General features: G+C 68.3%; 28 protein-coding genes. 27 read left to right on the top strand and 1 reads right to left on the bottom strand.

The window, feature by feature from the left end; translation table 11 throughout:
* Positions 1 to 8: 8 nt before the first annotated feature.
* Positions 9 to 566: a hypothetical protein gene (locus ACQPXB_RS35990; protein ID WP_432845997.1), complete on the bottom strand. Its 558-nt coding sequence runs from the start codon at positions 564 to 566 to the stop codon at positions 9 to 11.
* 129 nt (positions 567 to 695) lie between these two features.
* Here ACQPXB_RS35990 and ACQPXB_RS35985 point away from each other — a divergent pair, with 129 nt between their 5' ends.
* The 27 genes from ACQPXB_RS35985 (at position 696) to ACQPXB_RS35855 (ending at position 20,109) form a co-directional block, all read left to right on the top strand.
* On the top strand, positions 696 to 1,229 hold the full coding sequence (locus ACQPXB_RS35985) for a hypothetical protein (RefSeq protein ID WP_432845996.1): 534 nt from the start codon (positions 696 to 698) through the stop codon (positions 1,227 to 1,229).
* A gap of 489 nt (positions 1,230 to 1,718) precedes the next feature.
* Positions 1,719 to 1,976 (top strand): hypothetical protein, encoded by a 258-nt coding sequence (locus tag ACQPXB_RS35980; protein ID WP_432845995.1) that lies wholly within the window; start codon positions 1,719 to 1,721, stop codon positions 1,974 to 1,976.
* A 13-nt stretch (positions 1,977 to 1,989) separates the two neighbouring features.
* Positions 1,990 to 2,160, top strand: coding sequence for a hypothetical protein (locus tag ACQPXB_RS35975; RefSeq protein ID WP_432845994.1), 171 nt, complete (start codon positions 1,990 to 1,992; stop codon positions 2,158 to 2,160).
* A gap of 19 nt (positions 2,161 to 2,179) precedes the next feature.
* Positions 2,180 to 2,554 carry an HNH endonuclease gene (locus tag ACQPXB_RS35970; RefSeq protein WP_432845993.1) on the top strand — a complete coding sequence of 125 codons (375 nt, stop codon included), beginning with the start codon at positions 2,180 to 2,182 and terminating at the stop codon, positions 2,552 to 2,554.
* Positions 2,555 to 2,570: 16 nt separating this feature from the next.
* On the top strand, positions 2,571 to 2,855 hold the full coding sequence (locus ACQPXB_RS35965) for a hypothetical protein (protein WP_432845992.1): 285 nt from the start codon (positions 2,571 to 2,573) through the stop codon (positions 2,853 to 2,855).
* Positions 2,856 to 3,215: 360 nt separating this feature from the next.
* A complete protein-coding gene (locus ACQPXB_RS35960; protein WP_432845991.1) occupies positions 3,216 to 3,491 on the top strand; it encodes a hypothetical protein in 276 nt (91 codons plus the stop codon).
* A complete protein-coding gene (locus tag ACQPXB_RS35955) occupies positions 3,491 to 3,736 on the top strand; it encodes a hypothetical protein (RefSeq protein ID WP_432845990.1) in 246 nt (81 codons plus the stop codon). Before ACQPXB_RS35960 ends, ACQPXB_RS35955 begins: the two co-directional genes overlap by 1 nt.
* Positions 3,736 to 4,218, top strand: coding sequence for a phage terminase small subunit P27 family (locus tag ACQPXB_RS35950; protein WP_432845989.1), 483 nt, complete (start codon positions 3,736 to 3,738; stop codon positions 4,216 to 4,218). Before ACQPXB_RS35955 ends, ACQPXB_RS35950 begins: the two co-directional genes overlap by 1 nt.
* Complete coding sequence (locus tag ACQPXB_RS35945; protein ID WP_432845988.1) at positions 4,190 to 5,995, top strand: terminase large subunit; 1,806 nt, start codon at positions 4,190 to 4,192, stop codon at positions 5,993 to 5,995. The genes ACQPXB_RS35950 and ACQPXB_RS35945 overlap by 29 nt, the downstream gene beginning before the upstream one ends.
* Positions 5,992 to 7,479, top strand: a complete 1,488-nt coding sequence (locus ACQPXB_RS35940) for a hypothetical protein (RefSeq protein ID WP_432845987.1) — start codon at positions 5,992 to 5,994, stop codon at positions 7,477 to 7,479. The genes ACQPXB_RS35945 and ACQPXB_RS35940 overlap by 4 nt, the downstream gene beginning before the upstream one ends.
* Positions 7,454 to 8,470 carry a hypothetical protein gene (locus ACQPXB_RS35935; RefSeq protein ID WP_432845986.1) on the top strand — a complete coding sequence of 339 codons (1,017 nt, stop codon included), beginning with the start codon at positions 7,454 to 7,456 and terminating at the stop codon, positions 8,468 to 8,470. The genes ACQPXB_RS35940 and ACQPXB_RS35935 overlap by 26 nt, the downstream gene beginning before the upstream one ends.
* 8 nt (positions 8,471 to 8,478) lie before the next feature.
* The gene (locus ACQPXB_RS35930; RefSeq protein ID WP_432845985.1) at positions 8,479 to 8,904 is read left to right on the top strand and encodes a hypothetical protein; all 426 of its coding nucleotides are present in this window, start codon (positions 8,479 to 8,481) and stop codon (positions 8,902 to 8,904) included.
* 100 nt (positions 8,905 to 9,004) lie between these two features.
* Positions 9,005 to 9,751, top strand: a complete 747-nt coding sequence (locus tag ACQPXB_RS35925) for a hypothetical protein (protein WP_432845984.1) — start codon at positions 9,005 to 9,007, stop codon at positions 9,749 to 9,751.
* Positions 9,752 to 9,767: 16 nt separating this feature from the next.
* A complete protein-coding gene (locus ACQPXB_RS35920) occupies positions 9,768 to 10,172 on the top strand; it encodes a hypothetical protein (protein WP_432845983.1) in 405 nt (134 codons plus the stop codon).
* 14 nt (positions 10,173 to 10,186) lie between these two features.
* The gene (locus ACQPXB_RS35915) at positions 10,187 to 11,206 is read left to right on the top strand and encodes a major capsid protein (protein ID WP_432845982.1); all 1,020 of its coding nucleotides are present in this window, start codon (positions 10,187 to 10,189) and stop codon (positions 11,204 to 11,206) included.
* 13 nt (positions 11,207 to 11,219) lie between these two features.
* A complete protein-coding gene (locus ACQPXB_RS35910; RefSeq protein ID WP_432845981.1) occupies positions 11,220 to 11,531 on the top strand; it encodes a hypothetical protein in 312 nt (103 codons plus the stop codon).
* 6 nt (positions 11,532 to 11,537) lie between these two features.
* Positions 11,538 to 11,936, top strand: a complete 399-nt coding sequence (locus tag ACQPXB_RS35905) for a Gp19/Gp15/Gp42 family protein (protein WP_432845980.1) — start codon at positions 11,538 to 11,540, stop codon at positions 11,934 to 11,936.
* A gap of 10 nt (positions 11,937 to 11,946) precedes the next feature.
* The gene (locus ACQPXB_RS35900; protein ID WP_432845979.1) at positions 11,947 to 12,312 is read left to right on the top strand and encodes a hypothetical protein; all 366 of its coding nucleotides are present in this window, start codon (positions 11,947 to 11,949) and stop codon (positions 12,310 to 12,312) included.
* A complete protein-coding gene (locus ACQPXB_RS35895) occupies positions 12,284 to 12,547 on the top strand; it encodes a hypothetical protein (protein WP_432845978.1) in 264 nt (87 codons plus the stop codon). The genes ACQPXB_RS35900 and ACQPXB_RS35895 overlap by 29 nt, the downstream gene beginning before the upstream one ends.
* Positions 12,548 to 12,556: 9 nt before the next feature.
* The gene (locus tag ACQPXB_RS35890) at positions 12,557 to 12,883 is read left to right on the top strand and encodes a hypothetical protein (protein WP_432845977.1); all 327 of its coding nucleotides are present in this window, start codon (positions 12,557 to 12,559) and stop codon (positions 12,881 to 12,883) included.
* A gap of 3 nt (positions 12,884 to 12,886) precedes the next feature.
* Entirely contained in the window at positions 12,887 to 13,195 is a 309-nt protein-coding gene (locus ACQPXB_RS35885) for an HK97 gp10 family phage protein (protein WP_432845976.1), read from the top strand.
* Positions 13,192 to 13,656, top strand: a complete 465-nt coding sequence (gene gp17 / locus ACQPXB_RS35880; RefSeq protein WP_432845975.1) for a tail completion protein gp17 — start codon at positions 13,192 to 13,194, stop codon at positions 13,654 to 13,656. Before ACQPXB_RS35885 ends, gp17 begins: the two co-directional genes overlap by 4 nt.
* Positions 13,657 to 13,790: 134 nt before the next feature.
* Positions 13,791 to 14,345 (top strand): hypothetical protein, encoded by a 555-nt coding sequence (locus tag ACQPXB_RS35875; protein ID WP_432845974.1) that lies wholly within the window; start codon positions 13,791 to 13,793, stop codon positions 14,343 to 14,345.
* Between the two features lie 14 nt (positions 14,346 to 14,359).
* On the top strand, positions 14,360 to 14,791 hold the full coding sequence (locus ACQPXB_RS35870) for a hypothetical protein (RefSeq protein ID WP_432845973.1): 432 nt from the start codon (positions 14,360 to 14,362) through the stop codon (positions 14,789 to 14,791).
* A gap of 86 nt (positions 14,792 to 14,877) precedes the next feature.
* Complete coding sequence (locus ACQPXB_RS35865; protein WP_432845972.1) at positions 14,878 to 15,294, top strand: hypothetical protein; 417 nt, start codon at positions 14,878 to 14,880, stop codon at positions 15,292 to 15,294.
* Between the two features lie 25 nt (positions 15,295 to 15,319).
* Entirely contained in the window at positions 15,320 to 19,363 is a 4,044-nt protein-coding gene (locus ACQPXB_RS35860) for a phage tail tape measure protein (protein WP_432845971.1), read from the top strand.
* An 11-nt stretch (positions 19,364 to 19,374) separates the two neighbouring features.
* Positions 19,375 to 20,109, top strand: coding sequence for a hypothetical protein (locus tag ACQPXB_RS35855; protein WP_432845970.1), 735 nt, complete (start codon positions 19,375 to 19,377; stop codon positions 20,107 to 20,109).

Below are 20,109 nucleotides of genomic sequence, written 5' to 3'. Positions count from 1 at the left end.
GGCCAGCCTCATGTGAGGATGCGCTGTGGCTCACCGTTGCGAATACGCCGCCATCGGCGTCCCCGGACGTCCGTGAAGGAAAACGCGATCTCGACATAGCTCGGATCCATTTTCACGCCCTCGTCATCTTTCTTGAAACTGACTGCGACGTTCTCCTCGACGCCCGGGCCCAGTATCGCAAGGCGGCGGGCGCCGTCGAGGTCCGCTTTGACCGCTGTCGACTTCGGCGAAACGGCCTCGATCTCGACCTCCAAGACGGCGTCGCGGCCGTGGTTGGAGAGGACCACGGTCTGACGAGGAACCGACGCGACTTTCCCGGCCCAGGTGATGTAGTGAGACCGTTCTGCGAGTACGGCGGTGACTGTTCGGGCCTGGGCCCTCTCTTCGTCGCGCCTCTCGCGGTCTCGCAACCTTGTTTCGCGAGCCGCCAAACCGAGAGCAACCAGGACGGCGAGGACAGACGCGATCGCGCCCGCCCACTGACCCCAGCCGGCGAAGACATCGGCGTCGATGCCCCAAACGGTGGCGGCGTGGGCAACCTGCCCGAAGGAGAGGTGATCGTGCACCGACAGATATTCGCATTCGCGGAGGCGGGGCAGTGGTCACGATCGTGTCAACCCGCTGCCCTCTTCGGTAACAACCGGCATGCGCTGGCCGACCCACCGGCGGACACGACACGTGGAGGAGCCGCCACCATGATCTACCCGTCGGAAGCTGTGCTCGTCGAGCTCGGCCGCGTCACGTGGGCGGCGATCAACCTCGAAGACATGGTCGGGTATGTCTGCCGCTGGATCAACCAGGCGGACCGCGACAACGCGCCTGCGAGCGTCCGGATCGACGATGCTCGTGCCGTGGTCGACTCGACCGGCGGCGGCAACGAGCAGGACCGTCTTCGTCGATGGTTAGACGGTGCGCGTCAGGTACTTGAAGACGAACGGCATCAAATCCTCCACGCGCGACCTCTCACCTTCATGTCTCCCGACGGGACAGAGACGGACGTCCTCGGCGTGATGCCGCGTCCGACGAAGAAGGGACGGCCCGGGCGGGAGTACACGGAGCGCCCGCTGACCGTGGCCCACCTGCGGGAATCGCATGACGCGATCGTTGCTGTGGCTGAGGGTTGGCGGGTAGCGATGTTCGATGCCGACGTGGTCCGTGATCTCGCCGGCCGGCAGACCGAAGAGGGTCTGCCGAACCCTTCGGCGAATCCTTCGAATGGGGGATGCTGACCACAACATCTTGTGGTGCCGAACCCTTCGCGAACCCTACGCGAAGGGTTCGGCGAACCCTTCGAAACACTCACCCATACGAAGGATTCGGCGAACCCTGAGTGGTAGTGGTAGTGGAAGTGGTTCTCTTACGTCCCGTAGGTGGTTGAGTTTCTGGGTCGCGCGCGCACGCGTGCATGCGCGAGGCGCCGAGTCGAGCATCAGTCCGCGGCTCAGCCTCGAGTCCGTCGGCGATCCGATGTGGACACCAGGGCGTGGCCCGAATCCGTTGCCGCGTGGTAGATTCACCAACGTGATCAAGCCTGGCGACGACACCGACACCCCTCAGGGTGAGTCCGTTGAGGAGATCAACCCCGCCGCTTGACAACGCCACCTCGGCGAACGCAAGATGTTTCTACGCTAACGCGTGACCCAGGTGGACAGAGGGAAACCCCGGTGCCGCAGATCCGCAAGAACCGAACCAGCAGTCGATGGTCCAACCCACTCGGAGTGATCTACTACCTCCAGGTCGGAGACCTCCTCAAGATCGGACACAGCGGCACCACCGACACCCCGCGACGCAGCCCAGGCGACCGGCTCATCGCCACCGAACCCGGCGACACCACGCTTCACCGGCAACGCCACATGCAGTTCCGCGACCACCGCGACGGCGACGGCGACGGCTACCAGCCGGCACCCGAGGTCATCCAGCACCTCAACCACCTCCGCGCCAAAGCCGGAGCACCCGCCATCCGCCGCTTCGTCTGACCGGGAGAAGCGCATGACGGCCAGCCACCCCGCCGCCACCACGAACCAGCCGGCCGACCACACCCACGTCCCCGGCCCGCCCTACCACGACGACCACGAGTGCGACGCCGTCGTGTGCAGCATCTGCGGCATCCCCGGACGCGTCCTCGAAGACGGCACCTGGGCAGACCTCGACCTCACCTGACCGACCGGGAGGCGACGTCGTGCCGGTCAACACCTGCACCCGCCCCGGCTGCGGCCAACCATCCGACACCCCCGGCCGGCGCGGACCCTGCGAACGCCACCGAGCAGCCGACCAACGCCACCGCGCCCGCACCACCCCCACCAAACGCACCCGCGACTGGACCGAGATCAACCGCCGACGCGCCGCAGTCCGCGCCCACCGCGCCATCTACGGCGACTGGTGCCCCGGCTACCGCGTCGCCGGACACGAGACCGCCGACCTCACCGCCGACCACGTCGACGAGATCGCCACCGGAGGCCGACCTGACGGCAAGCTCGCCGTGCTCTGCCGCAGCTGCAACAGCCGCAAGGCACAGCGCGCCACCCGCCAACCCGGGCCACGCCCACGAGGATGAGCAGGAGGCTGACGCCATGCACTCCACCGCCACCCCGATCAAGCGCCACACCGCACAGCGCGTCGGACTTCGGCACGGCGTCGTCACGGTCGAACGCGGACGCCGCTACAGGGGATTGCACCAGCCCGACACCACGCAGCCAGGCCAGCCCGTCGAAGGCCTCATCCTCGGAGACAAGGCGCACGCCGAGGACTGGCCACACGGCATCGCCTGGCTGTGCACCGACGACGGCACCATCATCCCCGTCGCCACCACCTCCCTCTCCGCCGTCGCCGACCCGCAGAGCCAGGGCGCACGCTGAGCGGGCCTGAGCGCGACGCACCACTGATCACCGGCCAACCACACCAGCCGACCCGCACGACGCGGCACACGGCACAGGTGGGCCACCACCACGGGCAGCACGGGCAGGCCAGCACCACCCACCACGGCCAGCGCCCACGGCTCAGCACCCGAACCTAGATCAACAGCACGGCACATGCACCGCGCTGACCAGCACAAACAGAGCGAAGCAAGATCGAGAACCGAAGTCGATCAAGGCTCTGACCTGCACAAACGTGGTGGGGGGGAGCCCCCTCCCCCCGGCCTAATTGACCTTCGCCTCGGGCAAGGGCAGATCTCGCGCGGACGACTTTTCCGACTTCCCCCAAGGCGGTGATCACTGATGCGGCCTGCCCCGATTCCCGACGACGCGGTGTGGCCCGGTGCCCGGCGCGTCGTGCTCGCCGCCCCGAACGGCGACCTGACCGACCCGGACATCGCGCCAGTCGAGATGGTTGCGGACTGCCCGCCGTCGCTCGGCGCCGTCCGGTACAGCGCGCGGTGCATGCTCGAACCGGGCGACCTCGAGAAGCTCGTCGACGGCGGCCACGTGTGGGTTTCCTTCTACGGACGGGTTCCGCCGTTCTGCGTGGACGTGACCGACAAGGACGGACAGTGATGACGGCAGCCAGCGACCACAGCCCGCGCAGCGCGTCCGTGCTGCTGTCCGGTGCCCTTGCCCACCTCGACGTAATCCAGCCGCCGGACCTCCGCGGCCCGGTGCGGGACATCCTGCGCGCCGGCATCGAGGTGTGTGTCACGTCCCGGTCGCTGCTGGGCAAGCCGATCCGGCCCGCGCTGGATCTGGCCCAGGCGGTCATGAACGCGGCGGCGTTCCAGGACGACGACGAGGCTGGCCGCTGATGGGCAAGCGAGGGATCGCGCCGGCGCCGACCGCACTGAAGGTGCTGCACGGTGTGAAGCCGTCGCGGATCAACCACACCGAGCCGAAGCCGGACACCGGGCAGGTTGTTCCGCCGCGGGAGCTCGATCCGCGGGCTCAGGCGATCTGGGACCGGCTCGCGCCGGACATGATCCGCAAGGGCGTACTGACGCCGTGGGACGTCGACTCGTTCGCGACGTTCTGCTCGATGGTGATCGTCAACCAGGATGCGATCGCCGATGTGGAGCAGAACGGCACGAGCATGACGACGGTGGTGCGCGAGTTGCAGAACGGCGAGGTCATCTACGACCTGCGGAAGAACCCGGCGTGGCAGGTGGCTCGGGAGTCGGCGGCGCTGATCGTCACGCTCGGCGGCCGGTTCGGGCTGAACCCCTCTGACCGCTCCCAGCTGTCGATGGGGGAGGCGTCCCGCGATGCAGACGACGACCTCCTCACCGGCTGACTACGACCTCGACGGCCGGTGGCGTCCGGACGACGATTCAGGCCCGGTGTGCGGCTACACGTTCCGCGAGAAGACCTGTCCGAAGTCAGGCGCGCACTACTGCGAGCCGCGCGCTGACCGGGTGGTCACGTTCTTCGCGCGGATGCTGGTGCACGTCAAGGGCCCGCTGAAGCGCACACCGTTCCTGCTGCTCGACTGGCAGGAGTTCGAGATCATCCGTCCGCTTTTCGGCGAGGTGGAGTGGTCGAGCGAGTGGGGCACGTACGCGCGCCGCTACCGGATTGCGTACATCATCGTCGCTCGGAAGAACGGGAAGTCCGAGATCGCGGCGGCGATCCAGCTGTACATGCTCGTCGGCGACGACGAGGAGTCCGCGGAGATCTACTGCGCGGCCAAGGACACGAAACAGGCCGGGAAGGTCTTCGAACCGGCGCTGCGCATGGTCCAGCTGTCGCCGAAGCTGTCGAAACGCCTGCAGCACATCAAGAACGCGCGCCGGCTGATCGACGAGAAGTCCGGTTCGCACTACGAGATCCTCACGGCGGACGCCGAGGGCGAGCTCGGCCACAACCCGCACGCGTTCAACCTCGACGAGGTGCTGTCGCAGCCGAACGGCGACATGTGGGAGGCCATGACCACCGCGGCCGGCGCCCGGCTGCAGGAGCTCAACTTCGCCACGACGACCGAGACCAACGACCCCTCGTCGTTCGGCGCGGACCTGATCGACGAGGCGGAAAAGACGCAGGAGGACCCGGCCCGGGCACCGCACGTCTTCGCGTTCGTCCGGAAGCTGCCGAACTCGCAGGACGAGCTCGACCGACTACACGCGACGTTTCCCGGTCACCCGCACCTTCCGGTCAACCTCGATCCGTTCGACGAGCGCAACTGGAAGTGGCCGAACCCGGCGCTCGACCAGTTCAAGTCGCGTGCCGCCATGCACCGGCAGAAACTCGACGCGCAGAACGACCCGGCGAAAGAGAACTCGTTCCGGCAGTTCCAGACCAACCAGCGGGTACAGCAGAAGTTCCGCTGGATGCCGATGCACCTCTACGGCGCGTCGGGCGGGGACTCGAACGACATCTGGCTGCGCCCGGACTACCACCGCGAGCGCCTGCTCGGGAAGCCGGCGTGGGGCGGGTTCGACCTCGCGGCCACGTCGGACCTGACGGCCTGGTGCACGCTGATCCCCGAGGACGGATGGATCCACGCGCTGTGGCGGTTCTGGCTGCCCGAGGCGGCGCTGCGGGAGCTGGACAAGAAGAACGACGACAAGTTCTCCCGCTGGGTGAAGCAGGGCTGGATCGTCGCGACCCCGGGCACGGTGCTCGACTACGAGCAGGTGTATGGCGACATCGCCGAGGAAGCGCGCGACTTCGACCTGCTCGCGGTCGACGCGGACAAGTGGTCGTCGGCGCCGGTGATCCAACGCATCGAGCAGGACACCGGGATGTGGGAGATCGAGGCGTACGCCAACGACTTCAGCTCGATGTCGCTGGGGATGAAGGAACTCATGGCGCTGGTCACGACCAGCCGGCTTTTGCACCACGGCAACCCCGTCGCCGAGTTCTGCTTCGACTCCGTCGAGGCACGGAAGGCACCGTACAACCCCGACCTGCTGCGCCCGGACAAGCCGGACCGCGGCAAGACCGGGAAACGAATCGACGGTGTGGCCGCGGCGATCATGGCGTGCAACGCGAAGCTCCGCGAACCGCTCGACGATGCCCCACCAGCCACCGAACGCAAGATCGTGATTTCGAGCCGGGGGAGGTCCGCGTGAAGCTCTCCGACCTGACCCCGAAGGAATGGTACGACCGCCTCCGCTCAAAGATCTTTTGGCAGCGCAAGAGCGCGCTGCAGTGGTGGCAGTACATGGACCTCGAGCAGCCGCTCGTGTACGTCGCCCGGATCCTCGCCGAGCAGGACGACCGGTTCCCGCCGCTGCTGGTGCCCTGGCCGGAGCTGGTGATCGAGACGTGCGTCGAGCGGATGAAGCTCGAGGACTTCCTGCTCGCCGACGAGAACCCGGTCGAGGAGCTCGGTTCTTGGTGGACCGCGAACGAGATGCCGATGCACTCGTCCGAAGCGTGGACTGCGGCCAGCGTCGGCGGCGAGCACTTCTTCATGATCGGACCGGACGGACCGGCCGGCACGCCGATGCTCACGGGCGAGTACGCCGACCAGGTCGCTGTCGAGCTCGATCCGCGGACCCGGCAGCCGATCGCCGGGTTGAAGCTGTGGGTCGAGGAGGAGAGCGACGGCAGCCTCACGACCTACGGCGCGCTGTACCTGCCGAAGTGGCCCGGGCCGACCGAGCGTCGCTTCGGAAACGGCGAGGTGCACGAGTTCGAGGACGGCGAGCTGAAGAGTTCGCGCACGTTGGAGGCGTGGTCGGCGACGATCGCGAACGACCCGACGTTGCCGTCCGTGCCGTTCGTGTCGATCCTGACGCACCCGCGGCGCGGTGAGGGCCGATCCGACCTCAAGCAGGTCAAGCACCTCGTCGACGGCGTCAACCAGTTCGCAACGAACATGATGGCCGGCGGGGAGCATCACTCGGTGCCTCGGAAGTACGCCGTCGGTGTGTCGAAAAAGGACTTCGTCGACGAGCAGGGGAACGAGATCCCACTGTGGAAGGTCGCCATGGGCGACGTCTGGGCCGTTCCCCACCCGAAGCGCGAAAACCGCAACGAGACCCCGCTGCCGGTCCAGGTCGGTCAGTTCTCCGCGTCGGACCTTCGGAATTTCCACGAGAGCATGAAGGTGCTCGCCCAGTTCGTCGCCTCCAAATACGGGCTGCCGCCCGGGTACATGGGCTACACCTCCGACAACCCGCCGTCGGCCGAGTCGATCCTGTACTCGCTGGAGCGGCTCGTGCTACGCACCGAGCAGCACCACACCTGGTACGGCGGATCCGCGGTGCGCGCGGGCAGGGTCGCGTGGGCGATTATGGGCGAGGACCCGAAGAAGCTGATCGGGATCGAGTCGAAGTGGAAGAGCGCTGCCACGCCGACGATCGCGTCGGCGATGGACGCTGCGGTCAAGGGCTTGCAGGGCGGCGTCTTCGACGATGAAGAGGCGTGGGACATCCTCGGGTTTTCCCCGCAGCGAAAGGCCCGGCTCCGCGCACGGATGGCGAAGCGTTCGGCGACGTTCCAGCGCGCGGCGCTGAACCTCCGCAACATCGACGTCAACGCCGGTGCTGGCGCGGACGCTACGGCCGGCGCCGAGGTGGGCGATGGCACTGCCGTCGTCGGCGCGTGACATCGTCCAACGCGAGGCCGATGCACAGACCGCGCTGACGCAGGAAGCCCTGGCCCAGCTCGAAGCCGCGAGCCGTGCTGGCGCGACGAACCCGGAGCGGTGGCGCGACGCCATCGCTGACGCTGCCGAGGCGCTCCTCTCGTTGCAGGTGCAGATGGTCGAGGGCGCTGACGACTACGTGACCGCGCTCCTCGAGGAGCAGGGCGCGCCGATCCTCGACGCGCCGGCGCTCAACCTGGACGGGTTCGCCGACATGACCGCCGGTGGTGGATCGTGGCTGAAGAACCTGATCTATGCGCCGATCTCCGTGGGCCGGCAAGCGCGCGAGCTCGGCGTCGACGAGGCGCGGCGGCACGCCGACCTGGTCGCGATGTCGATCGTCGCGAGCGGGATGCAGGACGCCGGCCGCGCCGCGGTGACGGCGATGGGAACCGGCCGCGGTGCGACCCGGTACGTGCGGATGCTCAACGGCAAGTCCTGCGCCCGCTGCGCGATCCTGGCCGGCCGCGTCTACCGGGTGTCGGCGTTTCCACGGCACGACCGGTGCGACTGCAAGAACGTGCCGACCGTCGAGGACACCGCCGACGACTGGCGTACGGATCCGAAGCAGTACTTCCGGTCACTGTCCACCGAGGACCAAGACCAGGTGTTCGGCGAGGCTGGCGCGCAGGCGATCCGCGACGGCGCCGACATGTCGCAGGTCGTCAACGCCTACGACGGCGTCACCGTCGCGACCGCGTTCGGCCGCGAGGTGCGCGCCACGACGACGGGCACGACGCGGCGCGCGCTGTTCGGCGGGTACGAGATCCGCGCGGACGGCACGCTGCGCAAGCGCACCGATGCCGAGCTGCAGAAGGTCAAGGGCTCGCGGTACCGCCGGGCGAAGGCGCCGCGGCTCCTGCCGGACGAGATCTACTCGCTCGCCGAAGAGTTCGACTGGAACCGGGACGAGATCCTGCGCCAGCTGAGGCGCTTCGCCTACCTGCTGTGAGGTGAGCGATGCGCCGGTTCGCGATCTCGACCGACCGAATCGGCCCCGTACGGTGGTGCTGGGTCCGGATCCACCCCGACCTCGACGACTTCCGCGCCGCGGCGCAGCGCACGGCGCCGTGGCACGGCGCCGGGTACTGGGACGGCTGCCTCGGCTGCTTCCAACCGGTCAGCTACCGCGAGCGCTTCGTCGACGGCCACTGGGTCGGCCGCTGGCCGGCCAACGGTTACGCCGGCGTGCTGCGGCTGATCGACGGGCACGTCACCTCGGAGATCGTCGCGCACGAGCTCGTCCACGCGGCTGCGCAGATCTACCGGATGAACGTCCGGTCGGACGTCCGCCTTGGCAGCGACTGCGGCGAGCACGAGGAGCAGTTCGCCTACCTCTACGGCGAGCTCCACGGCTCCCTGATGAGCCACCCCGACTTCCCCTGAGCCGCGACGGCCGGGGGAGAACACCCGCTCTGACACGCGACGTGCAGGGCAGCATCCTCGACGCGCGACGCGCGAGGACGTCACCACGGAGGAGCGCGCCATGCGCACGAACACCCTGCCCACCATGACCGACCGCGAGGGCAATCCCGTGCTCCATCCCCTCACCGGGGAGCCGATCACGGCGATCGCGTGGAAGAGGAACGGGCAACCGCTCTGGCCCGTCATGGGCGGATCCGGTCCGATCCCCGGCGGCGGCCAGCCCCCGGTGGCGCCTGCCGCCCCGGCAACACCGACCGCGCCCGGCACCCCGCCGGCCGCACCCGCCGCACCGCCGGCCACCCCGCCGGCGGCGACGCCACCCGCGGCACCGGCCGGAGGCGCGACGCCCACGCCGCCCGCCGCGGGAGACACGCCGCTCGGCCCCGCCGGCGAGAAAGCGCTCGAGGCCGAACGCGCCCGGGTGGCCGAACTGACGCGGCAGCTCGCGGCCGCGAACGGGAAGGTCACCGAGTTCGAGCAGGCCGGCATGAACGACCTGCAGAAGGCGCAGGCCGAAGCGGAGAAGCTGCGGACCGACCTGGCGACCGAGAAGACGGAGCGACTCCGCCTCCAGGCCGCCACAGACCACGGCATCCCCTCGACGCACCTGCACCTGCTCACCGCCACCGACGAGGCCGCGCTGAAGGCACAGGCCACCTCCGTGCAGGAGCTGCTCACGAAGGCCGGTGTCGCTACGGCGGCGCCCGCGCCGCTCCCCGGGCAGGGGACACCTCCGGCTGCGCCCGCGCCGACCCTCGCGGCGGGCGCGGCGCTCTACAAGTCGCCCTACAGCAAGCCCACCACCTGATCCCGGAAGGGGAATCATGGACCTCAGCATCAAGACTGAGGCGTTCCAGCAGGACGACCAGTCCTGGCTGGGGTCGGCACACGGCACCAATGCCGCGCGCACGGTCACCCTGGACGCCTCTACGTTCGCCGGCCTCTACCCGAACGGCTACATCCCGTCGGGCACCGCGCTCGCGTACATCGTGGGCAGCACCACGAAGCTCGGCCCGTACGACCCGGCGAACACCACGACCGAACCGGGCGTGTTCATCGGTCACCTCTTCACGGCAGTGAAGGTCCCGACCGACACGTCGAAGCCGATCGGCGCCGCGCTCTACGAACACGGCCGCGTCCGCGCGGCGAAGCTCCCGTTCACGTCCGGCAAGGGCTCCGTCGACGCCGCCGCAAAGGCGGACGTCAAGGGCCAGATCATCTACGTCTGAGAGGGGTGAAATAGATGCTGATCAACACCGACTACATCACCCCGGTCGAGCTGACGGGGTTCGTCCGCACCGCCTTCGCGGACTTGCAGGTCAACCAGTTCACGCTGAGCCAATACCTGCCGAACCAGATGGTCGACGACCTCGACTTCCGCCTCGCGCGCGGCGGCGCCGGCCTGGTCGAGGCCGGCGAGTTCCGCTCGTACGACGCCGAGTCGCCGATCGGCTCGCGGCCCGGTATCGCGCGGATCTCCGGCGAGCTTCCGCCGCTGTCCCGCAAGATCCGGCAGGGCGAGTACGACCGGCTCCGCCAGCGGAAGCTCGACGGGTCGATCCGTCAGGCGATCCTCGACGACGCGCTCGCGATGACCCGCGCGCTGTCCGCGCGGATGGAGCTCGCGCGCGGCGACGCCCTCGTCAACGGCTCCGTCACGATCAACGAGAACGGCCTCGCCGGGTTCGTCGTCGACTTCGGCCGCAAGGCCGGCCACTCGGTCACTGCTGGCACGCTGTGGAGCAACGTCGCGTCCGCGACCCCGGTCACGGACATGATGTCCTGGCGCGACACCTACGTCGCCACGAACGGCAGCGAGCCGGGCGTCGCGGTCACCTCGCGCCGCGTCGTCGCATACCTGATGCAGAACCAGCAGTTCCGCAACCTCGTGTTCCCCGGGGCGAACCAGCCGTCGCTGGTCACGCAGCAGATGCTGCAGGACGCTCTCGCCGCCTATGGCCTGCCGCCGATCGAGGTGTACGACGCCCAGGTGTCGGTGAACAAGACCGCGCAGCGCGTCATCCCGGACGACCGGTTCCTGTTCCTCCCGCCGAAGGATGGCGCCACGCAGCTTGGCCGCACGATGTGGGGCACGACTGCGGAGTCGCTCGAGACCGAGTTCGGTCTGGCTGGCAGCGAGCCGGGCATGGTCGCCGGCGCCTACACCGAGAAGGACCCGGTCGCGCTGTGGACGAAGGCTGCGGCGATCGGCCTGCCGGTCATGGCGAACCCGGACCTGTCGTTCGTCGCCGACGTGGCGTAGGGAGGCGGCTGACATGGCAGAGCTGAAGAGCTACGTGCACGTGTCCGACGAGGACGGTCGCCACGGTGTGTTCGGGCCGGGCGACGAGGTGCCCGAGTGGGCGGCCGCGCGCATCACGAACCCGAAGGCGTGGGTCGACGGCGAGGTGCCGGCGGACGATGCCGACCAGGGTGGTGGCGAAGGTGATCAGGTCGAGCCCCCGCGTAGCGGGAAGGGATCCGGTCTCGACGCGTGGACCGCGTACGCCAAGGCGCTCGGCTACGAGGTCGCCGAAGGCACCAGCCGCGACGACATCATCGCCGCGATCGACGCCGAAAAGGAGTGATGCCGGGTGGCCACGTCGAAGTACGCCACGGCGCAGGACGTGGCCACCCGTCTCACCGTCGAGTTCACCGAGGCCGAGCAAGCACGCGCAGATCAGCTGATCCGCTACGCCTCGGCGATCATGCGCAAGCGCCTGGCCGACCTCGGCGCGAACCTCGATACCGGCCTCGCGACCGGCGCCATCGAGGCCGATCTCGCTGAGTCGGTGTGCGTCGACGTCGTCACGCAGGCCATCACGGTGAAGCAGGGTGTGAAGAGCGAGGCGCACCCCGAGTACACGATCGTTTTCCAGGACGCCGCCGACGCCGGGCTCGACCTCACCGACCGGCAGATCGAACTCCTCACACCGGTCGCCGAAAGCGCGGACGCGGTGCGCGGCAAGGCGTTCTCCATCCACCCCGGGTAAGGAACCAGCGATGGCCGACGAACAGCAGGGCATTGAACCTGAGCAGACCGAGGACCCAGCGACCGCGTATCAGCCGCCGGCGACCGTTGTGACCGTGTACGACCGTGACGGCCGGGAGCACTTCGCCGCGGCGACGTCGCCGTTCGTCGTGGACGGTCTCGCCGCCGGCACCCTCACCACGGACCCGCCACGGAAGACCGACGGGGACGCGGCCACCGGCGGCGGGCAGAGCACCGAGGAGGTGCCCAGTGGCGCCCAAACTGGATCAGCGGGTGACGATCAGCAACCCGGGGCCACCAACGGGAGCGACGGACCCGACAACGGGGCTGCCGATTCCACCGGCGCCAGTGACCGTCGTCGAACCGGCAAGGCTTAGCCAGAAACCCGTCATCGACGTCAGCTCGGCGTCCGAGTTCCGCGGCCAGCAGTCCACTGTCCTGTCGAACTGGACGATCCTCGTTGGCCCCGGATCGGCGCTCACGTCCGAGTCCACAGTGATCGACGAGCTCGGCCAGCGGTTCGAGGTCGTCGGCGCCGTTGCCCGCCGACCGCAGCACAGACCCGAGTTCCTCGCCGCGGCAGCGCGGCTCATCTCCGACTTGCAGACCTAGGAGCCCGCGATGCCCGCGACCCTGATCACCCCGACCTACCTCGACCACAAGACCGCCGTCGTGAAGCCGGTCCCGACGGCGTGCGATGCCGTCAACGGCAACCGCATCCCGAACAGCGGCACGCTGTCGCTGGAGATGACCAGCACCGCCGGCGGCACCGTGACCGTGGCGTTTCCGAACAAAGTGGACGGACAGACCGTGCCGCCGCTCAGCTACACCCTCACCGGTGCCCAGACCAAGATGGCCGGCGGCTGGCCGGTCAGCTTGTACGGCTCCGAGGTGCTGGTGACCGGTTCGGTGAACACGATCACGCTTGTCGCGACCGACGCGGGCTGACCGATGGGCGTCCGCATCACCCTGTACCGGGCGGAGTTGCTCGCCGAGGCGCGGCGCCTGTCCACCGAGCAGCGCGTCGAGATCGCGCACGAAGCTGCCGGAGACGCCGTCGCCGACGCGCCCGTGCTCACCGGCGAGTATCGCGACGGAATCAGCGTCGAAACCAACGGCGACCAGGTTTCCATTGTGGACAGCGACCCGGAGGCTGTGTACAAGGAATACGGCACTTCGGACACGCCAGCGCACATGACGCTCACCGAAGCCGCGTCCAAGTACGGCAAGTACACCGGGTGGGGAGCCCGCGGCCGATGACCGCCGCATACACGCTCCCGGACCTGCACGAGCCGATCCGGGCACTGCTGCTCGCCGACGCCGAGTTCGCTGCGCTCACCGGCGGCCGGCTCGCGACCCGCGCCCCGGACGACGTCACCGCCCCGTACGCGGTCTTCCTCTGCGAAGCGAATCCGCTGTCGGAATCGAGTCGCTCGGTCGGCTGGCGCGGCACGGTACGTCTCAACGGCTGTGCGACGCGGCCAGTTGGCGCCGTGCTTCCCGAGACGCTCGCGTGGCGGATTTGCGCCGCCGCGGCTCGTGTGCTCGACCGCAGTGGCCAGCAGACCTGGGCTGAAGACGACCCGGATGGCCGGACGGTCACGTACACGCCGCGCCTGACCGATGGGCCACTGGCGATGACCCCGGACACCAGCCGGGGCCCGGAGACGGTCGTGTACTGGCGCACGATCCGCGCCACGTTCCCGATCCACCTGCGATAGACCCCGGTCCGCCGTTTCGGCGGGGGCGCCCTGGCGGCGGACCGGCCTTACCCCCTTCCACGCCCCCAGCCCGTATCCAGGGCGCCCCGAACCTGTAACCGACGCCCGCGTTGCGGGACACACCAGGAGGACCCATGTCCACGTATGCGGACAGCTCCAAGGCCCGCGTGTGGGAAGACGGCGACGCCTTCCGCGCGCCCGCGGGAACCACGCTCCCGACGGACATCTTCGCCCCCAGCCTGCCCGGCTGGGACGCGTTCGGCGGCATCCGGGCGGGCTTCACCGTCACCAAGGACCAGACGATCACCCCGCTGGACATCTGGAACAACAAGTCCGGCGCCGCCTACAAGAACAAGAAGGAGCCGGTCAAGCCGACGATCGCACTCGAGCCCGTCGACTACTCGAAGGCCACCATCCTCACGCTGCTGCGTGGTGGCTCCATCGTCGCCGGCGCCGGCGGCTTCGAGCACATCGACGGCGACGACGAAGAGTTCGCGCTCATCGTGCGCGTCTACGACGGCACCGAGCAGAAGGCGTACTACATCGAGCGCGGCGAGCTCGGCGCGATCCCCGAGGAAAAGATGGACGGCACCGACATCGAGGGCTTCCCGCTGTCGGTGACACCTCTCGCGCCGGCATCCGGCGGCGACGCGGTTCGCAAGTTCACCAAGACCAACCCGCTCGCCTGAACAGGAGCAGAAATATGACGCAGGGCGCCCCCAAGAACACCCGCACCGCCGCGAAGAAGACCGTCGAGCCGGGGCCGGGTGACGAAGCGTTCGACCTCGATGCGTGGCTCGGGCAGCGCGACCTCCTCGGCCGCCGGCTGATGAAGATCGGCGGCGAATGGTTCGAGTTCGACCGATCGGCTACCTCCGACCAGTTGATCGCCTACAACCAGACTCGCGGCGAGAAGGGCATGCTGATCGCGCTCGGCGAGTTCCTGACCGACCCGGCGAACAAGGACGGTCTCGGCAAGGCAATCGACCGGCAGCGGCAGCCGATGGATCAGGAACGGCAGGACGCGTTCCTGATCAGCATCGCCGACTTCATCATCCACGGCGACGCCGAGTACTCCGCGAAGGCCTCTCAGGACAGCAAGAAGCCCACGACGGGGGAATCCTCGGCGTCCTGATCGGGGTCATCGGACCCTGGTGGGACGCCGTCCTCACCGACTTTCGCCAGTATTTCCAGCTCGACCTGCGCGCGGCGTGGCGAACCTTGCCCGCCCTCGACCTCGTCGCGCACGTCCACCGGCTCACCCGCATCCGCGACGCCGCCCTTTACGACCTCCTCTCCGACGGCCTCTCCCACTGGGGACCGCACGAGGAAAACACCGCGCTGCTGCTCGAAGCGCAGTCGTACGCGCTCGAATTGTCCTGGGTGGACCGCATCACCGACCCGGACGACCCAGCAGTTAAACGGGAACGGGCACAGGCGAAACGCGCCGGCATCAAACCGCCGCCGCACCCGCTGATCCCGCCGATCGCGCACCGTCCCGACTCCGTCGCCGAGCAACGGCTGCGCGAGTACCTCGACGCCGTGGCGCGATACCAGACCGGACCACCCCCCGACGTGCGGCACCTCACGAGCGTCGAGTTCGACCGCGAACTCGGCCTGATCGACGAATCAGCCTGATCAAACCGCCAGGAGGTGATTCACCATGCCCGGCGGCAAGATCGAAATCGACGTCGAACCGAACCTCAGGGGATTCGACGGAAAGGTTGCGTCCGGTCTCCGCGGGATCCAGGGAACCGTGGGGACCGTCGCGAAGGGCATCGGGGTCGGGATCGCCGCCGGCGTGGGCCTTGCCGCGGTGGGGTTCAAGAAGGCCATCGACGTCGGTATCGAGTACCAGTCGAGCCTGAACGAGCTGCAGGCCGTCAGCCATGCCACCGGCGAGCAGATGGCCCGGGTGGGCGACACCGCGAAGGCGCTCGGCTCGGACATGTCCTTGCCGGCCACCTCCGCGGCCGACGCCGCGGCGGCGATGACCGAGCTCGCCAAGGGTGGCCTGTCGGTCGACCAGGCGATGACCGCGGCGAAGGGCACGCTGCAGCTCGCCGCAGCCGCGCAGATCGACGCCGCGGGTGCTGCGGAGATCCAGTCGCAGGCGCTCAATGCGTTCGGCCTGTCCGCGGACAACGCGGGTCACGTGTCCGACGTGCTCGCGAACGCGGCCAACGCCGCGTCCGGTGAGATCACGGACTTCGCCCAGGCCATGGGGCAGGTCGGTGCGGTCGCGCACCAATTCGGCCTGAGCATCGACGAAACCACCACCGCGCTGGGCCTGTTCGCGAACGCGGGCATCAAGGGCTCCGACGCTGGCACTCTGATCAAGAGCGCGCTGCTCGCCCTGGCGAACCCGAGCAAGCCGGCCGCGAAGGCGATCCAAGAGCTCGGCCTCAAGACCTACGACGCGACCGGCAAGTTCGTCGGACTGAAGTCCATCTTCGAGCAGCTGCACGACGCGTCCGGCCGCATGACCGACGCCCAGTACCAGCAGGCAACCGCCACCGTGTTCGGATCCGACGCGGTCCGCCTCGCCGGCGTCGCCGCGAACACCACCGGCGAACAGTGGGACTCGATGGCCACGGCCATCGGGCACGCCGGCGGCGCCTCCGAGGTCGCGGCCGCGAAAACCAAGGGCCTCGGCGGTGCCATCGAGGGCTTCAAGAGCCAGCTCGAAACGACGGCGATCGACATCTTCGAGGCGATCGGCCCGCCGCTCGAGAACGCGGTGCGCTTCGGCGCGGACGCCGTCGCGAAGTACGGGCCGGTCGTCTCCGACGGCTTGGCCAACCTGGTGCAGCGTGCGGCCGACGCGGGCAAGGAATTCGGGCCTGGCATCGCGAAGGGTGTACTGGCGGGCGCCGCCGAGGTCGAGCAGGCCGCCGAGCGGCTCATCGCGCCGTTCGAAGACTTCGGCAAGGATCTTGCCGCCCGTGGGCTCGACGTCGGCGAGACGATTCTCAGTGGCTTCGTTGACGTCGCGCGTGAAGCGGTGGACGTGGCGGAACCGCTCGCGAAGGGCGCCGCCGCGATCGGTGAGGGTTTCGCCAGTGCCGGCGGCCCGATCGGCGCGGCGCGCCAGGCGCTCGAGCTCGGCTACGACGCGGCGAAGCTCGCTCTGACGATCGTGAAGCCGCTCGCTGAGGGCGTCGGCGAACTTGCCCAGTTCTTCGGTGAGCTGCCGGGCCCGATCCAGAGTGCGGCGTTCGCGATCCTCGCGCTCAAGGTCGGCCCACCGCTGATCTCCACCCTCCGCGACCGGATGTCCAGTCTCGGCGGCGAGGCCGACGGCACCTCGAAGAAGCTCGGCGCCGTCGGCAAGACCCTCGGCACACTAACGGCGCCGGTCCGCGGGGTCACCTCGGCGATAGGCGGCGCCGTCGGAGTGGTGCGGCAGTTCGCCGACGAGGCGCGCGTTCAGGGCGATCTGGCGGCGAAGTCCGGGCAAGAGGTCGGGAAGCTCGGCGCGGCAATGTCCGCGTTCGAGTCGTCCACGATCCCCGCCGTCGCCGCAGCGCGGAACTTCCGCGACCAGACACGCGCGATCTCCGAGGGCGCGGCCGCCGCGGGCGAGCCGATCAGCAAGCTCGGCGCGACGTTCAGCACCCTCGTCGAGCGCTCGAGCGCCCTATCGAAGGCGCGCGACGCGTTCAACACCGCAGCGTCTGGCGCAGAGCGCCTGGGGAAGCTCACCGGTGCCGCGGCAGCGAGTGGGAGTCTGCTCAAGTCGGCAGCCGGCGGTGTAGTGAACGCCCTCGGCGGCCCGTTCGGAATCGCAGTGGCAGGCGCCGGGATTCTCCTGTCGAACCTTGCGCAGAAGCAGCAGGATGCCGCGGACAAAGCGGCCGCGTACAAGGAGAAGGTCGACCAACTTACCGACGCCTACCAGAAGTCGGGCGGCATTGTCGACCAGAGCATCCGCGACACGAACAATAAAGCGCTGGCGGATTTGAACGCGGCCAACAATGCGAAGGCAGCGGGGTCGTCGTTCGCCCTGTTCTCTTTGGCAGCTAACGGAAATAGCGACGCTCTCGACGAGGTGACGAAGTCCTCGGATTCCGCCATTGATTCGATCGCTCACCAGGCGGGCCTGAACCAGAAGCAGATCGGCATCATTAAGGGTGTCAACCATCAGTTGCTGGAAAACGGTGGTGCCTGGTCGGATGTGAAGGACAAGGTTCTCGCCGCGACCGCAACGATCGACAAGAACCACAAGGTCACGTCGGCGCTCACTGACCAGCAGAAGTCACTTGTCGAGCAGCTGTTCAACGGTACTGGGGCTTTGGGTCAGCAAGTGAAAGCAAACCGGGACGCGCAGGAAGCGTACGAGTTGCTCGCTTCCACCGAGGCGAACGTGTCGACCCAGACCGTGAAGCTGTACGAGGCACAGCAGCAGCAGGCGCAGTCGGCATTGTCGGCTGCCGACGCGACCCTCGGTTACAAGGACGCGGTTGCTCAGCTTGGTGAATCACACCAGAACAGCGCTGACGCCCTGAAGCAGTACGGCCCCAACTCGAAGCAATACCAGGATGCGCTCCGCAACGAGGAGCACGGCATCCTGAATGTGATCGCGGCGAAGAAGAAAGAAGCCGAGGCAAACAGCACGGCCTCATCGGACATCCTGAAGCAGCAGGAGGGCGTTCAGGCCGCGAACGCCGAAGCCGTCCGATTGGCGGGAACGTACAAGGGCCAGCTTCCGGACGCCTTGCAGACCTACATCGCCAGCCTGGACGCGACCAGTGCGGCAGCGGCCGGCCTGCACGTCAGCTTCAACGACCTCGGCGAGGCCGTGTACAAGCTGCCGAACGGCAAGGAGATCAAGGTCAAAGCGGACGTCGTGGCCGCGCAGTCCGCGATCGACAAGCTGCCGCAGTACGCGGCTGGGGTCACGGGCACGATGCCTGTCGACGCCAACGTGGATCCGGCCACGGGCAAGGTAAACGCCACCGTTCAGTACGCCGACGGATCGATCGGCGTGATGGACCTGGACGCGAACCGCAACCCGGCGACGAACCAAACAGAAATCGCGGTCCAGTACGCCAACGGCGCGCACGGGTACATGACCGTGGACGCCTTCAACCAGGCGGCCAAGGACAAGACGATCCAGGTCGTTCGGTTCGCCGACGGCAGCGTGGGTGTCATCAGCGTCGACGCTGCGACTGGTGCGGCGAACGCAGCGATCGACTACGCAGCTCGCCCCCGCACGAGCGTCATCACGATCAAGACGCAGGGCGGCGGCTTCACGAACCTGCCCAGCGGATATCTCCCGGCCGGAGGCCACGCCCAGATGGCAGCCGGTGGCCTGCTGAAGGCGTACGCCGGCGGCGGCATCGAACCGCGTCCGATGCGCGGAGGTCTTGCCGACATCGTTCCGCCGAACACGTGGCGGATCATCGGCGACCGCGTGCGTGACGACGAGGCGTACATCCCGATCAACCGCTCGAACCGGTCCCTCGCGCTGCTCGAGGAGACCGCGCGGCGGATGGGATTCGGGTTGCTCCGGCGATACGCCGCGGGCGCGATCGCCACGCAGAGCGCGCAGGTCCCGCTGTCGGTGGGGTCGTTCGGTGGGCCATTCCAGATCACCGGGTCTCTCGACATCGGCGGAGTGCTAGTTCCGCTGGTCGACGCCCGAATCCAGGCAGCAGACCACGAGTCCGGTGCCGCGTTCACTCGCGGCCGCAGAACCAATTAGAGGGAGGCCCCGTGGCGAACGAGCAGCGGGTTCCGATCGACTACTTCTCGACGGCGCTCCTGTCCCAGCTCACGATCTCTGGCACGACCATGCAGTCCGCGGACTTCGTGAACCTGCCGACGGACTACTCGACGAGCCGGTACCTGCCGTTGGTGCTGCATGACGACAGCCTCGGCGTGTACGAGGTCGTCTGGGTGACGGGGCACACGTCGTTGTCGAACACCGTCACCATCGCTCGCGGTAAGGAGGGTTCGAGCCCGCAGCCGTGGGCGGCTGGCTCGCGGATCGAGTGTGCGCCGTCGCAGTACGACCGGACCGTCGTTCGGGCGGCTGCTTCCCTGCCCTCGGATCCGTGGATCGGGATGCGGGTGGAACGCTCCGACACGAAAGACGTCGTGCAGTGGACGGGAAACCAGTGGGCGCCGGCGGCCGGCTTGGGTATCGCGTCCGACCAGGGTCCCAACATGCATGCGATCCAGCCGCCGGACGGCGCGGTGTTCACCATCCGCGCCGGCACTGCGGGCGGCACTACGGACGCTTCGGGCAAGTTGCCGTGTACGTTCCGCACGCCGTTTCCCAACGGGTGTCTCGGCATCGCTCCGGTGTCGACGTTCTTCAACGCCAGCGGCATCCTCATCGTGTCAGCGGTGCGCACGACCGGCGCGGACGTGAGCTTCCTGAAGGGCGACGGCAGTCGGCTGGCGAGCGCGACGGCGTCCTACGCCTATGTCGCGTTCGGCTGGTGA

It is taken from the genome of Amycolatopsis sp. CA-161197, assembly GCF_050942255.1.
GTDB lineage: Bacteria > Actinomycetota > Actinomycetes > Mycobacteriales > Pseudonocardiaceae > Amycolatopsis.
The sequence above is the reverse complement of the archived record's forward strand: the minus strand, read 5'-3'. Positions and strand labels throughout refer to the sequence as shown.

What these genes read in the sequence shown, in the direction of transcription:
- ACQPXB_RS35985 (WP_432845996.1), top strand. Translation starts at nt 696, where the DNA reads ATGATCTACCCGTCGGAAGCTGTGCTCGTCGAGCTCGGCCGCGTCACG.
- ACQPXB_RS35975 (WP_432845994.1), top strand. Translation starts at nt 1,990, where the DNA reads ATGACGGCCAGCCACCCCGCCGCCACCACGAACCAGCCGGCCGACCAC.
- ACQPXB_RS35965 (WP_432845992.1), top strand. Translation starts at nt 2,571, where the DNA reads ATGCACTCCACCGCCACCCCGATCAAGCGCCACACCGCACAGCGCGTC.
- ACQPXB_RS35960 (WP_432845991.1), top strand. Translation starts at nt 3,216, where the DNA reads ATGCGGCCTGCCCCGATTCCCGACGACGCGGTGTGGCCCGGTGCCCGG.
- ACQPXB_RS35955 (WP_432845990.1), top strand. Translation starts at nt 3,491, where the DNA reads ATGACGGCAGCCAGCGACCACAGCCCGCGCAGCGCGTCCGTGCTGCTG.
- ACQPXB_RS35950 (WP_432845989.1), top strand. Translation starts at nt 3,736, where the DNA reads ATGGGCAAGCGAGGGATCGCGCCGGCGCCGACCGCACTGAAGGTGCTG.
- ACQPXB_RS35945 (WP_432845988.1), top strand. Translation starts at nt 4,190, where the DNA reads ATGCAGACGACGACCTCCTCACCGGCTGACTACGACCTCGACGGCCGG.
- ACQPXB_RS35935 (WP_432845986.1), top strand. Translation starts at nt 7,454, where the DNA reads ATGGCACTGCCGTCGTCGGCGCGTGACATCGTCCAACGCGAGGCCGAT.
- ACQPXB_RS35930 (WP_432845985.1), top strand. Translation starts at nt 8,479, where the DNA reads ATGCGCCGGTTCGCGATCTCGACCGACCGAATCGGCCCCGTACGGTGG.
- ACQPXB_RS35925 (WP_432845984.1), top strand. Translation starts at nt 9,005, where the DNA reads ATGCGCACGAACACCCTGCCCACCATGACCGACCGCGAGGGCAATCCC.
- ACQPXB_RS35920 (WP_432845983.1), top strand. Translation starts at nt 9,768, where the DNA reads ATGGACCTCAGCATCAAGACTGAGGCGTTCCAGCAGGACGACCAGTCC.
- ACQPXB_RS35915 (WP_432845982.1), top strand. Translation starts at nt 10,187, where the DNA reads ATGCTGATCAACACCGACTACATCACCCCGGTCGAGCTGACGGGGTTC.
- ACQPXB_RS35910 (WP_432845981.1), top strand. Translation starts at nt 11,220, where the DNA reads ATGGCAGAGCTGAAGAGCTACGTGCACGTGTCCGACGAGGACGGTCGC.
- ACQPXB_RS35900 (WP_432845979.1), top strand. Translation starts at nt 11,947, where the DNA reads ATGGCCGACGAACAGCAGGGCATTGAACCTGAGCAGACCGAGGACCCA.
- ACQPXB_RS35890 (WP_432845977.1), top strand. Translation starts at nt 12,557, where the DNA reads ATGCCCGCGACCCTGATCACCCCGACCTACCTCGACCACAAGACCGCC.
- ACQPXB_RS35885 (WP_432845976.1), top strand. Translation starts at nt 12,887, where the DNA reads ATGGGCGTCCGCATCACCCTGTACCGGGCGGAGTTGCTCGCCGAGGCG.
- gp17 (WP_432845975.1), top strand. Translation starts at nt 13,192, where the DNA reads ATGACCGCCGCATACACGCTCCCGGACCTGCACGAGCCGATCCGGGCA.
- ACQPXB_RS35875 (WP_432845974.1), top strand. Translation starts at nt 13,791, where the DNA reads ATGTCCACGTATGCGGACAGCTCCAAGGCCCGCGTGTGGGAAGACGGC.
- ACQPXB_RS35870 (WP_432845973.1), top strand. Translation starts at nt 14,360, where the DNA reads ATGACGCAGGGCGCCCCCAAGAACACCCGCACCGCCGCGAAGAAGACC.
- ACQPXB_RS35860 (WP_432845971.1), top strand. Translation starts at nt 15,320, where the DNA reads ATGCCCGGCGGCAAGATCGAAATCGACGTCGAACCGAACCTCAGGGGA.